Source organism: Micromonospora sp. NPDC048830 (assembly GCF_043198215.1).
Lineage (GTDB): Bacteria > Actinomycetota > Actinomycetes > Mycobacteriales > Micromonosporaceae > Micromonospora.
The window spans coordinates 1-13,329 of sequence record NZ_JBICUP010000084.1; the positions used below are offsets into that span (position 1 = coordinate 1).

Consider the following 13,329-nt stretch of genomic DNA (forward strand, 5'->3'; position numbering starts at 1 on the left):
GCACCGCGCGGTGAAGCGGTAACCCACCCGCACGCCGCGTGTTCCACGCGCAGCGTGGAGGGAATCTCCGTCCTTCAGGGCGGAGAGGATGTCAATCAAAGGATGTCGGAACTGTCTCTGGGGCGAGAGCGGGCTTGACGATGTAGCGCTTCTTCGTGACCTGCTCGGTGGCGTGCCCGAGCGTCAAGCGAGGACCGCCAGGATCCGGCACAGCCGCTGGAGGGCCGAAGGTGGCGCGGTGGGTGGAGGTGAGCCGGAAGCGGCTGGTCATCGGTCCATCTCCTTCGCGAAATACGCGGCTGCCGTGCGAAGGATCTCCTTCTCCTGCCGCAGTTCAGCCACCTCACGGAGCAGGCGGGCGATCTCGGCGTCCTTGTCGGCCACCGAAAAGCCGCTCCCGCTGGCCGCCGAACCCGGCCCGGTCTGGCGTTCGGCAGCGTGGACCCAGTTGCGCTGCGTCTCGTGACTCATCCCGAGCTCACGAGCGACCTGGTTGATCGGCCGCTCCTTGACGCCGATGATGACCCCGTTCGCGCCAGCCGCGACGAACGGCAGGGTGCGAATATCGCAGAATTTGGCATCCTGCAGCCAAGTCACGTACTCGGTCTCGGAGTAGTTTTTGCCGGCTCTCGTTTCAATGAGCATGTTCATACCCATCAGGGCGGCCTCGGCGGGGCCGGTGCGTTCGGCATTGAGCACCAGTTCGCTAATAATAACTACACCGCCAGGTGCCAGCGCCTCATAGGCGCGTGCCAGCAGTTCCCGGTTGGTGTCTTCACCCCAGTCGTGCATGATCATGCTGTATAGGATCACATCGTGGCCCGTTGGTAGCTCGGTGTCGCACAGGAAGTCCCCGGCCACCGTGGTTATCCGTCCGCTCAATCCAGCACCGGCTATCTTCGAGTCAGCGATCGAGCACACGTGGGGTAGGTCGTACACCGTAGCCGATAGATTCGGGTAATGGCGGCACAGCTCGATCGGGAACGCCCCGGAGCCGCCACCAACATCCAGCAGGCGGGCGTGCTTGCCAAAGTCGTAGACCTCACCGAGCGCACGGGCGGTGAATGTCGAGATGCAGTGCATCGCGTCCCAGAACAACTGCAGCATCTGCGAGTCTTCGGCCGCGAACGGAGAGTCTTGGGCCTCTGGGTCCCAGGCGGTCGGCTTGTCCGTCCGAAGCGCCTCGACAACACGATCCCACGCCGGGTATTCCCGCTTGTCGCAGTACCGCACGAAGCCACCGAAATAGTAGGGACGCCCTTCGACCAGGAACATCTCTGCCAGTGCGGTATTTCCGTACCCGTCACCGCGCTTCTCCAGCAGTCCTAGCGAGGCGCAAGCGGCGAGCAGCAGATCCGCCGGACGATGCGGCAGTCCGAGCTCGGCGGACACCTCCGTTGCGCTCATCGTCCGACCCTCGGCGAGCCGGGTGAACAAACTCAACTCCAACGCGGCGGCGAAGGTCTTGAAGCTCCAGAATCCGGTGCTTAGCCGCATCAACGGCAGGGGAGTCGGCGTTTGGTGATTCGTAGTTGTCATTGTTGTTCCGGGGCGCGGATCCCTTGCGGGGTCCGTTCCCCTCCCCCTTTCAGATTCCGTGCGTGCGGCTTTTCCACACGCGGCTTACCGATGGTTGCTTGGCTACCGCTACGCCGTCTTCGGATATCGGACGGTGACTTGGGGCCCAGCCCGTTGAACCAGGCCTCAGTCCACGGCTCGTTCTGACCAGGTTGGCGGTGCGGGCTGGGCCATGCCCGGGCCCGGACGCGCAATGCGGCGGCTGCCTTATCAGGGACCTCGGACGCCGTCCAGGATCGACCTGGGTGAGATAACACACTGGACCGACTCGGCGACCCAGGACGCGTCCCTGATCCCAGTTAGCCCTGCTGTGTTACCAGGCGCCGACCATGGCCGGCGGGGCCTGCGTCGGGCTGCGGGTTCTCGGAGTCGACCCAGGTGCCCAGCGTCATCTCTGCGGTGATCCCGGGACCGAAGGCCGCGATGATACCGGTGGCGCCGACCTTGGCACCACCGTCTTCGAACAGCCTGGCCAGCGCGTCAAGGACTACGGCGCTGGCGATGTTGCCGTACTCGGTCAGGGTCGCCCGACTGTAGCGGAACGCATCGGGATGGACGGCGAGGAACTTGCCCAGGTCGGTGAGGATGCGGGGCCCCCCGGCATGCACGATGTAGAAGCCGAGGTCAGCAGCATCCCAGCGGTGGGAGGCGGCCAGCGCCCGAATGACGGGGGCTAGTGGCTCCATCATGCCCGGTACCCGGTGGTCGAGCTGGAAGTGAAAACCCGTGGACCGAACCGCGTACGAGATCCACTCCTCCGTGTGCGGGATGAGATGGGCGCTGTTGCGTTCCAAAGACACGCCCGTGCCCCCGGAGCCGCGCACGACCGCCGCGCCGACCGCGTCGCCGAACAGGCCAACGGAAAGCAGGCTACCGACCTCGTTGTCGGTGGGCTGGTAGCACAGCGAACACAGTTCACAGGAGACGATCAGGACGTTCCTGTCTGGGTAGGCAGAGCAAAAGTCGTGTGCCCGGTTGATCGCCGCGCCGCCGGCCGCGCATCCCAGCTGAGCGATGGGGATCTGCCGGGTGTCGGAGCGAAACCCGAACTCGTTGATCAGCCACGCGGTTAGGGACGGCATTGAGAAACCGGTGCAGGAGACGTAGACGATGGCATCAATGTCCTGCACGGTCACGTCAGCGTTGGCCAACGCGCGCATGATGACTGGCGGTGTCCGTTTTTTGGCCTCAACTGTGTGGATTCGATTGCGCTCCTCGAATCCCGGGTGCTGCAACGTCTGTTCAATTGGCTGGACGATGTGACGCTTCATCACTCCGGTGTTTCGGATCAGCCGAAGAGCAAGCGGCAGATGAGGAACTTTGGCGTGGGTGCGCTCGACTAACTCAAGCGTCTCTTCCATGGTAATAACGAATTCTGGCACCGTGACGGCAGGTTTGCAGAGAGTAGGCAACTGTGACGCTCCCATGACCAAGTGGAAGAGATTCCTGGAAACCCAGATTTCGACCGTGGTAGCGACATCGACTGCGTAGCGATCGCCGATTACGACCGGAGCATCCTCCGCCGCGAACCGGGGTGCGACAGTCGTGCCGATACTGCGGCTGCCGCCGGTGATTACCTACCTCCCTTGAAGACTTCTTATTGCCACGTTTCCTTCTAGTTCCGTCTCACCCGATGGAAGGAGGCCAAGGGTAGTTGTTGACGTACGAGCCGCGACCCCTGCTGTGGAAGGGCGTGTTTGAGCGGACCGAATGGAAGTGCACTCGATCGTGATGAAATGGAATTCACCGAGACGAAGGTGAGTTCTGACGCCGACAGGCGTGTTGGAATAGGGGCCAAAACCAATCACCCCGAGGTGGTGGCCAGCCGTGAAGATTGCGGAGTGGCGGATGGGAAGGAGCGGCTCGATGATCGACGGCTGCGCAGAAGCGCATCTCGACGGCCGTCCATCATGGACATCAGGGTTGCTAGATCCTTTATGTTGGCTGTCACCGTACACCGTCCTCGAGCTGCTCACAAGACTCGTTGATCAGAGTCTTGGGGGCCTGTCCGGCCAGCCCCTTCCATCCGGCGAGGGGCGCCCGTCGGTAACGCATACGCGTACCTTCGGTGAGGGAGGTGAAGAATCGCGCCGAGTGCGTTGAGCCCGAGTGCGACGACGCAACCCGTCCGCCAACCGCTCGTCAGTGCGGCGGGCGCCGCCGGGTCGGCCTCGTCCCGTCGCTGCGCCAGCCAGGCCGTGACGGCCGCGACGGCGACCAGGAAACCGCCAGCCACAGCCCGTCGATCACCCCGCCGACCACGTCGTGCGGCCCGATCAGGCTCAGCAGCGGATGGAACTCGAGCGCCCCCGGCACGTCGGACGTCCCGTGCGTCACCACGGCGATGTCGTGCTCGTATTCGGCCATCGCGGCGATCGTGTTGAATGCGTCGATGGCCGCGAATCCGGCCCGCCCGGAGCATGGGCGGGCCGGCGGTACGCGTACTCAGAGCGCGGCGCGCAGCGCCTCGGCGAGGGTGGTGGGCCGCTGGCCGATCAGCGTCGCCAGGTCGTCGCCCTGGACGTGCAGCTCGCCCTGGGCGATGCCCCGGTCACTGTCGGCCAGGACGGCGGCGAACGGCTCGGGCACGCCGGCCCCGACCAGCACCTCGGCGTACTTCTCCACCGGCAGGTCGACATAGCCGATCTCCCGGCCGGTCTGCCGGGACAGCTCCGCGGCCAGCTCGGCGAGGGTGAACGGTTCGCCGCCCAGCTCGTACACCCGGTTGGGCTCTCCGGCGCCGGTGAGCACCGCGGCGGCGGCCTCCGCGTAGTCCGCGCGGGTGGCGGCGCTGACCCGCCCCTCACCCGCCGCGCCGGCCACCCCGTGCTCGAGGTACGTCGGGAGCTGGCCCGTGTAGTTCTCCAGGTACCAGCTGTTGCGCAGGATCACGTACGGCAGGCCGGAGGCGGCCAGCTCCCGCTCGGTCTCCAGGTGCTCCCGCGCCAGGATCATGCTGGAGGTGTCGGCCCGGGTGATGCTGGTGTAGACCACCAGCCCGACGCCGGCCTCGCGGGCGGCGGCGATCACGTTGCGGTGCTGGAGCGCCCGCTGCCCGACCTCGCTGCCGGAGACGAACATCAGCTTGTCCGCGCCGGCGAACGCGGCCCGCAGCGACTCCGGGTCGTTGTAGTCGGCCTGCCGCACCACGATCCCGCGCCCGGCGAGGTCGGCGAGCCGGCCGGTGTCCCGGGCGAGCGCCACGATCTCCCCGGCCGGTACGCCCCGCCGGAGCAGCGCGGAGACGATCAGCCGGCCGAGGTGGCCGGTGGCGCCGGTGACGACGATGGACATGGTTGGACTCCCTCAGTGTGCGGACGATCCGTCATCCCCGTCCAACGGGAAGGATCCGCCGACACTTCCCGTTGGAGAGTAGGCACCTTGAAGTAAGCCACTAACTGATGGAGAGTAAGCGGATGGAGCCCGACATCTTCGCCAAGAACTGCGGCAGCCGGCAGGTCGTCGACCGGATCGGTGACCGGTGGAGCGTACTGGTGGTGCTCACCCTCGCCGGCGGCCGCAGGCGCTTCGGCGAGCTGGCCCAGCGCATCGAGGGGGTGAGCCAGAAGATGCTCACCCAGACCCTGCGCGGGCTGGAGCGCGACGGCCTGGTCACCCGCACGGTCCACGCCAGCGTGCCGCCGCGGGTCGACTACGAGCTCACCGACCTCGGCCGCAGCCTGCTCGACCTGGTCTCCGGGCTGGAGGCGTGGGCGACCACCCACCTCGGCGAGGTCGAGGCCGCCCGCGCCCGTTACGACGCCCGCCGCTGACGCCGGCTCAGATGGTGACCGGAGTGGTCGCGCCGGCCCGCACGCAGTGCACGAGCCCGGTGGTACGCGGGCCGACGACGAGCGACGCGCCGGGGAGCGTGGGCCGCCGACCGGCCGCGCGCTCCAGCCGGGCCAGCCGGACCCCGTGGCGGGGGAGCGGCAGCTCCCCGGCGGGCGCTCCGGCGGCCGCCCGCGGGGCCACGGGAGTACGCGGCTCCAGTCGGCGCAGGTCGTCGCGGGCCTCCTCCAGCAGGTCGGACAGGCGGATGCCGAGGGCCCGGCAGATCGCCGCCAGCACCTCCGACGAGGCCTCCTTGCGGCCCCGCTCCACCTCGGACAGGTAGGGCAGCGACACTCCGGCCTCCTCGGCGACCTCACGCAGCGTGCGGCCCTGCCGCATCCTGATGCGACGCAGTACCCCGCCGATCACCCGTCGCAGCAACGACATGACGGCCTCGCTCTCGCCTCGTCCCTCCGCCGACAGCCCCATCATGCCCGTCCCCGGGCCCGCGGGCAGTACCGGTCTGCCGGCGGGGCGCCCATCGGCACCCCGGGATGCGGAAATCCACGCACCCGCTATGTTGAGCACGTGCAGGCGACGGACGCGGAGCAGGAGCGACGGTGATCCATTTTCCCGCCCAGCGGCGGGGCCCGCTGGGCGCGCTGAGCCTGCGCCTGGCCGCCGCCGTGGGCCTGGTGTTCGCGGTGGTCGCCGCGGTCTACCTCGACCGGGACGGCTACCGCGACGTCAACGAGGACGGGCTCACCCTCCTCGACTGCTTCTACTACGCGGTGGTCTCCCTCTCCACCACCGGGTACGGCGACATCACCCCGGCGGCGCAGTCCGCGCGGCTGGTCAACGTCCTCTTCATCACCCCGGCCCGGGTGCTCTTCCTGATCATCCTGGTCGGCACCACCCTGGAAGTCCTCACCGAGCAGTACCGGACCGGCCGTCGCCTGTCGCGGTGGAGGAGAAGCGTGAAGGACCACGTCATCATCTGCGGCTACGGCACCAAGGGACGCAGCGCCGTCTCGGCGCTGCTGGAGAACGGCATGGACAAGTCCCGGATCGTGGTGGTCGAGCGCAGCGCCGCCGCGCTGCGGCAGGCCACCTCCGCCGGGCTGGTCGCGATCGAGGGCTCGGCGACGCGTTCCTCCGTGTTGAACGAGGCGCACGTGAAGACCGCCAAGGCGGTCATCATCGCGACCGACAGCGACGACGCCGCCGTCCTGGTGGCGCTCACCGTCCGTCAGCTCACCGCCGGGCAGGTGCGGATCATCGCCGGGGCGCGGGAGGCCGAGAACGCGCCGCTGCTCAAGCAGAGCGGCGCCCACCACGTGATCGTCTCCTCCGCCACCGCGGGTCGGCTGCTCGGCCTGTCGACGTCGGCCCCGCCGCTGATCGACGTGGTGGAGGACCTGCTCACCCCCGGCCAGGGCATGGCGCTGGCCATGCGCTCGGCCGAGCGCGGCGAGGTCGGCCGCTCCCCCCGGGAGCTGGACAGCCTGGTCATCGCCCTGGTGCGCCGGGGGCGGGTGGTCACCCTGACCGACCAGGCCGGTGCGACCGTCGAGACGGGCGACATGCTCGTGTACGTCCGCGACGACCGGCCCCAGTCGGCCGGCGTGCCGGGCTGACGCCCGCGCCACACGAAGCGGAAGGGCCCGCCACCGTTGCGGTGGCGGGCCCTTTCCGTGGCCACGGGACGGGTCAGAGGATCGTCCAGGTGTCGCCGGTGGCGAGCAGGCCGGCGAGCTGCTGCTCGGGGGTCTCGGTGACCTTCGCCTGCGCCGCCTCGACCTGGCTCTGCACCACGCTGTCGTAGGACGGGCGGTCGACCGAGCGGAAGACGCCGATCGGGGTGTTGCGCAGGTCGATCCCGGGCAGCCGGGACAGCGCGAACGCGTACGCCGGGTCGGTCACCGTCGCGTCGTGCACGACGATCTCCTCGGGACGCACCGACGCGGTCTCCCGTACCTCCAGGCCGAAGCCGCCGGGCGGGTGGACGACGCAGAACTGCCCGTCCTTGCCGAACGTGATCGGCTGCCCGTGCTCCAGCCGGATCAGGAAGTCGTCCCGGGTGCCCGGCTCCTTGAGCTGGTCGAACGCCCCATCGTTGAAGATGTTGCAGTTCTGGTAGATCTCCACGAACGCCGAGCCCTGGTGCTCCGCCGCGGCCCGCAGCACGGACTGCAGGTGCTTGCGGTCGGAGTCGATGGTCCGGGCCACGAAGGTCGCCTCCGCGCCCAGGGCCAGCGAGAGCGGGTTGAACGGCGCGTCCGCCGAGCCGACCGGGGTCGACTTGGTGATCTTGCCAACCTCGGAGGTGGGCGAGTACTGCCCCTTGGTCAGGCCGTAGATCCGGTTGTTGAACAGCAGGATCTTCACGTTGACGTTGCGGCGCAGCGCGTGGATCAGGTGGTTGCCGCCGATCGACAGCGCGTCGCCGTCGCCGGTGACCACCCAGACCGACAGGTCCGGCCGGGCGACCGACAGGCCGGTGGCGATCGCCGGGGCGCGGCCGTGGATGGAGTGCATCCCGTAGGTGTTCATGTAGTACGGGAAGCGGGACGAGCAGCCGATGCCGGAGATGAAGACGATCCGCTCGCGCGGGATGTTCAGCTCCGGCATGAAGCCCTGGACGGCGGCGAGGATGGCGTAGTCACCGCAGCCGGGGCACCAGCGCACCTCCTGGTCGGACTTGAAGTCCTTCGCGGTGAGCTTGAGGGCGACGGGCTCAGACATTCTTCAGGACCTCTTCCAGCATCGTCTCCAGTTCGGCGGCGGTGAACGGCAGGCCACGGACCTGGTTGTAGCCGATCGCGTCGACGAGGTACTTGGACCGGATCACCTGGGCGAGCTGACCGAGGTTCATCTCGGGGATGACCACCCGGTCGTAGGCGCGCAGCACCTGGCCGAGGTTGGCCGGCATCGGGGCCAGGTGCCGCAGGTGCGCCTGGGCGATGGAGAGCCCCCGCTGGCGCAGGCCCCGGCACGCCGCGCCGATCGGCCCGTACGTCGAGCCCCAGCCGAGCACCAGCACCCGGGCGTCGCCGTCCGGGTCGTCGACCTCGACGTCCGGTACGGGGATGGTCTCGATCCGGGCCGCCCGGGTCCGCACCATGAAGTCGTGGTTCGCCGGGTCGTACGAGATGTCGCCGGTCCTGTCGGCCTTCTCCAGCCCGCCGATCCGGTGCTCCAGACCGGGGGTGCCCGGGACGGCCCACGGTCGGGCCAGGGTCTCCGGGTCCCGCAGGTACGGCAGGAAGGTCGTGCCGTCCTCGCCGTTGGGCGTGGTGGCGAACTCGACCCGCAGGTCGGGCAGGGACTCCACGTCGGGCAGCAGCCACGGCTCGGAGCCGTTGGCGACGTAGTTGTCGGACAGCAGGATCACCGGGGTGCGGTAGGTCAGCGCGATCCGGGCCGCCTCGATGGCCGCGTGGAAGCAGTCCGCGGGCGACTTCGGCGCGATCACCGCGACCGGGGCCTCGCCGTGCCGGCCGTGCAGGGCCATGTTGAGGTCGGCCTGCTCGGTCTTGGTCGGCATGCCGGTGGACGGCCCGGCGCGCTGCACGTCCACGATGACCAGCGGCAGCTCCAGCGCCACGGCCAGCGAGATCGTCTCGCTCTTGAGCGCGACGCCCGGGCCGCTGGTGGTGGTGACGCCGAGCGACCCGCCGTACGAGGCGCCGAGCGCCGCGCCGACGGCCGCGATCTCGTCCTCCGCCTGCATGGTGACCACGCCGAACCGCTTGTGCTTGCTCAGCTCGTGCAGGATGTCCGACGCCGGGGTGATCGGGTACGCGCCGAGGAACACCGGCAGCCCGGAGCGGACGCCCGCGGCCACCAGGCCCAGCGAGAGCGCCTGGTTACCGGTGATGTTGCGGTAGGTGCCGGGGAGCATCTTCGCCGGCTTGACCTCGTACCGGACGGAGAAGTCCTCGGTCGTCTCGCCGAAGTTCCAGCCGGCCCGGAAGGCGGCCACGTTCGCCGCGACCAGCTCGGGGCGGGCGGCGAACTTGCGCTCCAGGAAGCGCAGCGTCGACTCGTACGGCCGGGAGTACATCCACGAGAGCAGGCCGAGGGCGAACATGTTCTTGGCCCGCTCGGCGTCCTTCTTGGAGACGTCGTGGTCGGCCAACGCCCCGACGGTCATCGAGGTGAGCGCGACCGGGTGCACCACGTACCCGGCGAGGGTGTCGTCGTCCAGCGGGCTGGCCTGGTATCCGACCTTGGCCAGGTTCCGCTTCGTGAACTCGTCGGTGTTGACGATGATGTCGGCGCCACGCGGCAGGTCGGCCAGGTTGGCCTTGAGCGCGGCCGGGTTCATCGCCACCAGCACGTTCGGCGCGTCGCCGGGGGTGAGGATGTCGTAGTCGGCGAAGTGCACCTGGAAACTCGACACGCCTGGCAGCGTGCCTGCGGGCGCCCGGATCTCGGCCGGGAAGTTGGGCAGCGTGGAGATGTCGTTGCCCAGCTGCGCCGTCTCCGAGGTGAACCGGTCACCGGTCAGCTGCATGCCGTCGCCGGAGTCGCCGGCGAACCGGATGACCACCCGGTCGAGTTGACGGATCTGCTTGGTCACGCCTGCACCTCGCTTCGCTCAGCGCGGTCGCGCGGGCGGGTGAACATGATGGTGACCTCGCCTTGCCCGGCCACGTGACCTCCTTGACGCACCGCTGCACCGCACCGCCCGTGGCTGGTCCGGGTTCGTAGTAGTTCTCTTCCTCAAGAGCCTACGTCCAAGGGGACGCCGAACCTGTCCGTAGGTCCGCCCAGTGGAACCGGAATCCGGGGCTGTATGTCCGCGATCGTGCCGTTTCGCCCCGGCGGCCGTAAGCAGAATCACCGGGTACCGATCGGGCGTCGATCCGGTCGCCGTGCCGCCTACCGGGTGCCCGTTGCCGACGTACGGGCCGGGAACGGGCGGGCCGGACCGGATCAGTCCGAGGGGACCGGGGGCGGTGCGGGATCGCCCGGAGCGGCCAGGCGGCGGCGCAGCGAGGCCACGGCCAGCCCGAGCGCCAGCGCGACCAGCAGGCCGGAGACCGCGATCAGGGCGATGGCGGCCTGCCGTACCGAGCCACCCGAGCCGAAGGAGGCCGGGCCGGCGGCGGCGATCAGCCCCTGCGAGCCGACCGGGGCGGGCGTGGCGACCGAGGTCTCCAGCGCCGCTGCCGCGGTGATCCGGAAGCTCATCTGCACCTGCCGGGCCCGGCCGCCGCGGGGGTCGAGCCGGCCGACCACCGCGCCGGCCAGCGGCGCGGCGCGCTGGGCCTCGGCGGTCGCCGCCACCGCCAGTCGCAGGGTGGCGGCTTCGCCGGACGGCACGGTGCCGACGTCGCACCGGGTACGGGTGGCGCTGACCGCGGCGCAGCCCGCGGGCGGGGCGGGGACGCTGACGCCGGGCGGCAGCACGACCTCGATGCGGCCGGCGGCGTCGACCCGGCCGGTGTTGCCGAGCCGGACGTCCAGTTCGCTCGCGGTTCCGCTGATGTCGAAGGCCACCTCGCCCGCCCGCAACGCGATGCCGGGCACGGGCGGGCCGGGCGGGAAGAGCACCGCGAAGCCTGCCCTGTCGTCGGCCGAGCCGGGCGCCCCGGGGGCGCTCGCGTTCACCCGGACCGTGCCGTTGAGCGGCATCCGGTGCCAGGCGGCGCCGTCGACCCGTACCCGGAGCAGGGTGCTGAACCGCGCGCCGGGCGCGGTCTCCCACGCACCGCAGCGGTGGTCGCCGCCGCCCGTCGGGGCGCAGCCGGCCGTGCCGGCGTCGGTGACGCCGGGTGGCAGCGCGTACGCCAGGCGCATCCGCGCCGCGACCTCGCCCGTGTTGGTGACGGTGACGCGGAGGGTGGTCGTGGTGCTCCGGGCGCTCCAGTACGCCTCGGTCAGCCGTACGTCCTGGGTCGTGACCCGGACGCCGAGGCGGCCCGGCGCGGGCCGGTCCGCGCCGGGCGGCGGGGAGGTCGCGGGCGGCGGCGCGGCGGTGGTGGTCGGGGCGCCGGTGGAGGGTGCGGCGGTCGCCTCGGGCGGCTCGGTCGGCGTGGGCGACGGGGCGGTCGTCTCCGGAGGCGGCAGGGTCGACGGCGGGGGGCTGGGCGTGGGGTCCGTCGGGGAGGGCTCGCCCGGCGTGCCGCCGCCCGGCTCCCCGGCCGGGTCGGTCGCCGCCCCCACGGCGTACGCCGGCCCCACGGCGTACGCCTGGTTGGCCGGGGCCGCGACCGCGGCCAGTGCGCCGATCGCGAGGGACGCGGTGAGCAGCGACGCGGCACGTCGCCCGGCCGGCTGTCGGGCGGGCCGTACCTCCACGCGGGCCATGTGTCCTCCGTGACCAGGAGTGCGTTCAATTTCCGGCAACAGTTGGTGCGTGGTGCTGGTCCTGCCGGGAAACAACCCCGCACCGCGCTCGGTGCGAAACCGGGTCTGCGGCCGGTAGGCTGACCCACCGTGACCGGTTACCTGGGCTCGTACGCGACGCTCGGGCTGTTGCTGCTCGCCGGCGTTCTCTTCTTCGTTACAGCGTTCTCGGCCAATCGGGTGTTACAACCCAGCCGTCCGGCTGATCCCCCCGGCAAGCGGACGAGCTATGAGTGTGGCCTCGACCCGGTCGGCGGCGACTGGGCGCAGATGCAGATCCGCTACTACGTGTACGCATACCTGTACGTGTTGTTCGCGGTGGAGGCCGTGTTCCTCTTCCCCTGGGCGGTCGTCTTCGACCGGCCCGGGTTCGGGCTGGTGACCGTCGCCGAGATGGGCGTCTTCGTGGCCGTGCTGGCGCTCGGCATCCTCTACGCCTGGCGGAAGGACATCCTCCGCTGGGCCTGACCCGCGCCGGGCCCCGCGTTGGCCCGACCCGCGCCTGACCCGCGCCGGCCTGACCCGCGCCGGCCTGACCCGCGCCGGCCTGACCCGCGCCGGCCTGACCCGCGCGGCGACGGATCGCGCGGTGCTGGCGGCGGTCAGGCCAGGCCGCGCCGGGTGCGGGCCGGCGGGCGGTCGCCCCGGATGGACGCGACCATGTCCAGCACACGGCGGGTCGGCAGCACCTGGTGCGCCCGGAACACCCGGGCGCCCAGCCACGCCGACACCGCCGTCGCCGCGAGCGTGCCCTCCAGCCGTTCCGCGACCGGCAGGTCCAGTGTCTCCCCGACGAAGTCCTTGTTCGACAGCGCGACGAGCAGCGGCCAGCCCGTGCCGGTGAGCTCGTCGAGGCGGCGGGTGATCTCCAGCGAGTGCCGGGTGTTCTTGCCGAAGTCGTGCGCCGGGTCGATCAGGATGCCGTCGGGGCGTACCCCCAGGGCGACCGCGCGCTCGGCGAGGCCGGTCACGGTCGCGACCACGTCGGCCACCACGTCGTCGAAGGCCGCGCGGTGCGGGCGGGTGCGCGGCGCGAGCCCGCCGGCGTGCGAACAGACCAGGCCGGCGCCGGTCTCGGCGGCGACCCGGGCCAGCGCCGGGTCCGCTCCGGACCAGGTGTCGTTGAGCAGGTCGGCGCCGGCCGCGACCGCCTCGACCGCCACCTCGGCCCGCCAGGTGTCGATGGAGATCACCACGTCCGGGAAGGCGGCCCGCACGGCGGCGATGGTGTCGACGGTCCGGCGGATCTCCTCCGCCACGTCCACCTCGTCGCCGGGGCCGGCCTTGACGCCGCCGATGTCGACGATCTCCGCGCCCTCGGCCACGGCCCGCTCGACCGCGCGCAGGGCGCTGTCCGCGACGAAGGTGGCTCCCCGGTCGAAGAAGGAGTCCGGGGTGCGGTTGACGATCGCCATCACGACCAGCTCGCCGGGTGCGAACGTACGACTCCCGAGCCGAAGCGCTCCCGCCATGCCCGCCTCCCGTCCCTGCCGCCGTCGGCCGGGCGCCCCGGCCGCCCCCGACGCTAACGATTTGGTGCGCGATAGCTGACCGACCCGCTTTGATCATGGAAACGGCCGTGCGGGACGATCGTGATTGTGACGTCAGGATGGGCCCGCA

At 70.4% G+C, this 13,329-nt stretch carries 13 protein-coding genes; 3 read left to right on the plus strand and 10 right to left on the minus strand.

The window, feature by feature from the left end; genetic code table 11:
* Positions 1-91 precede the first annotated feature (91 nt).
* The 5 genes from ACGFIZ_RS33210 to ACGFIZ_RS33230 form a co-directional block, all read right to left on the minus strand.
* Positions 92-271 (minus strand): hypothetical protein, encoded by a 180-nt coding sequence (locus tag ACGFIZ_RS33210; protein WP_393427028.1) that lies wholly within the window; start codon positions 269-271, stop codon positions 92-94.
* A complete protein-coding gene (locus ACGFIZ_RS33215; RefSeq protein ID WP_393427031.1) occupies positions 268-1,497 on the minus strand; it encodes a methyltransferase in 1,230 nt (409 codons plus the stop codon). Before ACGFIZ_RS33215 ends, ACGFIZ_RS33210 begins: the two co-directional genes overlap by 4 nt.
* 380 nt (positions 1,498-1,877) lie before the next feature.
* Entirely contained in the window at positions 1,878-2,939 is a 1,062-nt protein-coding gene (locus ACGFIZ_RS33220; protein ID WP_393427034.1) for a type III polyketide synthase, read from the minus strand.
* A gap of 781 nt (positions 2,940-3,720) precedes the next feature.
* Positions 3,721-3,945, minus strand: coding sequence for a hypothetical protein (locus tag ACGFIZ_RS33225; RefSeq protein ID WP_393427037.1), 225 nt, complete (start codon positions 3,943-3,945; stop codon positions 3,721-3,723).
* Positions 3,946-4,023: 78 nt separating this feature from the next.
* On the minus strand, positions 4,024-4,872 hold the full coding sequence (locus ACGFIZ_RS33230) for an SDR family oxidoreductase (protein WP_393427040.1): 849 nt from the start codon (positions 4,870-4,872) through the stop codon (positions 4,024-4,026).
* A gap of 122 nt (positions 4,873-4,994) precedes the next feature.
* Between ACGFIZ_RS33230 and ACGFIZ_RS33235 the strand changes: the two genes are divergently transcribed.
* Complete coding sequence (locus ACGFIZ_RS33235; protein WP_393427043.1) at positions 4,995-5,351, plus strand: winged helix-turn-helix transcriptional regulator; 357 nt, start codon at positions 4,995-4,997, stop codon at positions 5,349-5,351.
* Positions 5,352-5,358: 7 nt separating this feature from the next.
* On the opposite strand, the gene ACGFIZ_RS33240 is transcribed toward ACGFIZ_RS33235, so the two are convergent.
* Complete coding sequence (locus ACGFIZ_RS33240) at positions 5,359-5,799, minus strand: helix-turn-helix domain-containing protein (RefSeq protein WP_393427046.1); 441 nt, start codon at positions 5,797-5,799, stop codon at positions 5,359-5,361.
* 173 nt (positions 5,800-5,972) lie between these two features.
* Between ACGFIZ_RS33240 and ACGFIZ_RS33245 the strand changes: the two genes are divergently transcribed.
* Positions 5,973-6,989 carry a potassium channel family protein gene (locus tag ACGFIZ_RS33245; protein ID WP_393427049.1) on the plus strand — a complete coding sequence of 339 codons (1,017 nt, stop codon included), beginning with the start codon at positions 5,973-5,975 and terminating at the stop codon, positions 6,987-6,989.
* A 73-nt stretch (positions 6,990-7,062) separates the two neighbouring features.
* Here ACGFIZ_RS33245 and ACGFIZ_RS33250 read toward each other — a convergent pair whose 3' ends face one another.
* From ACGFIZ_RS33250 to ACGFIZ_RS33260, 3 genes are all read right to left on the minus strand, one after another.
* A complete protein-coding gene (locus ACGFIZ_RS33250) occupies positions 7,063-8,097 on the minus strand; it encodes a 2-oxoacid:ferredoxin oxidoreductase subunit beta (RefSeq protein WP_393427052.1) in 1,035 nt (344 codons plus the stop codon).
* Complete coding sequence (locus ACGFIZ_RS33255; RefSeq protein ID WP_393427054.1) at positions 8,090-9,937, minus strand: 2-oxoacid:acceptor oxidoreductase subunit alpha; 1,848 nt, start codon at positions 9,935-9,937, stop codon at positions 8,090-8,092. The genes ACGFIZ_RS33250 and ACGFIZ_RS33255 overlap by 8 nt, the downstream gene beginning before the upstream one ends.
* A gap of 356 nt (positions 9,938-10,293) precedes the next feature.
* On the minus strand, positions 10,294-11,670 hold the full coding sequence (locus tag ACGFIZ_RS33260; RefSeq protein ID WP_393427056.1) for a hypothetical protein: 1,377 nt from the start codon (positions 11,668-11,670) through the stop codon (positions 10,294-10,296).
* Positions 11,671-11,799: 129 nt separating this feature from the next.
* Here ACGFIZ_RS33260 and ndhC point away from each other — a divergent pair, with 129 nt between their 5' ends.
* The gene (gene ndhC / locus ACGFIZ_RS33265; protein ID WP_393427058.1) at positions 11,800-12,177 is read left to right on the plus strand and encodes an NADH-quinone oxidoreductase subunit A; all 378 of its coding nucleotides are present in this window, start codon (positions 11,800-11,802) and stop codon (positions 12,175-12,177) included.
* Positions 12,178-12,311: 134 nt separating this feature from the next.
* Here ndhC and folP read toward each other — a convergent pair whose 3' ends face one another.
* A complete protein-coding gene (folP, locus tag ACGFIZ_RS33270) occupies positions 12,312-13,181 on the minus strand; it encodes a dihydropteroate synthase (protein WP_393427060.1) in 870 nt (289 codons plus the stop codon).
* Positions 13,182-13,329 lie beyond the last annotated feature (148 nt).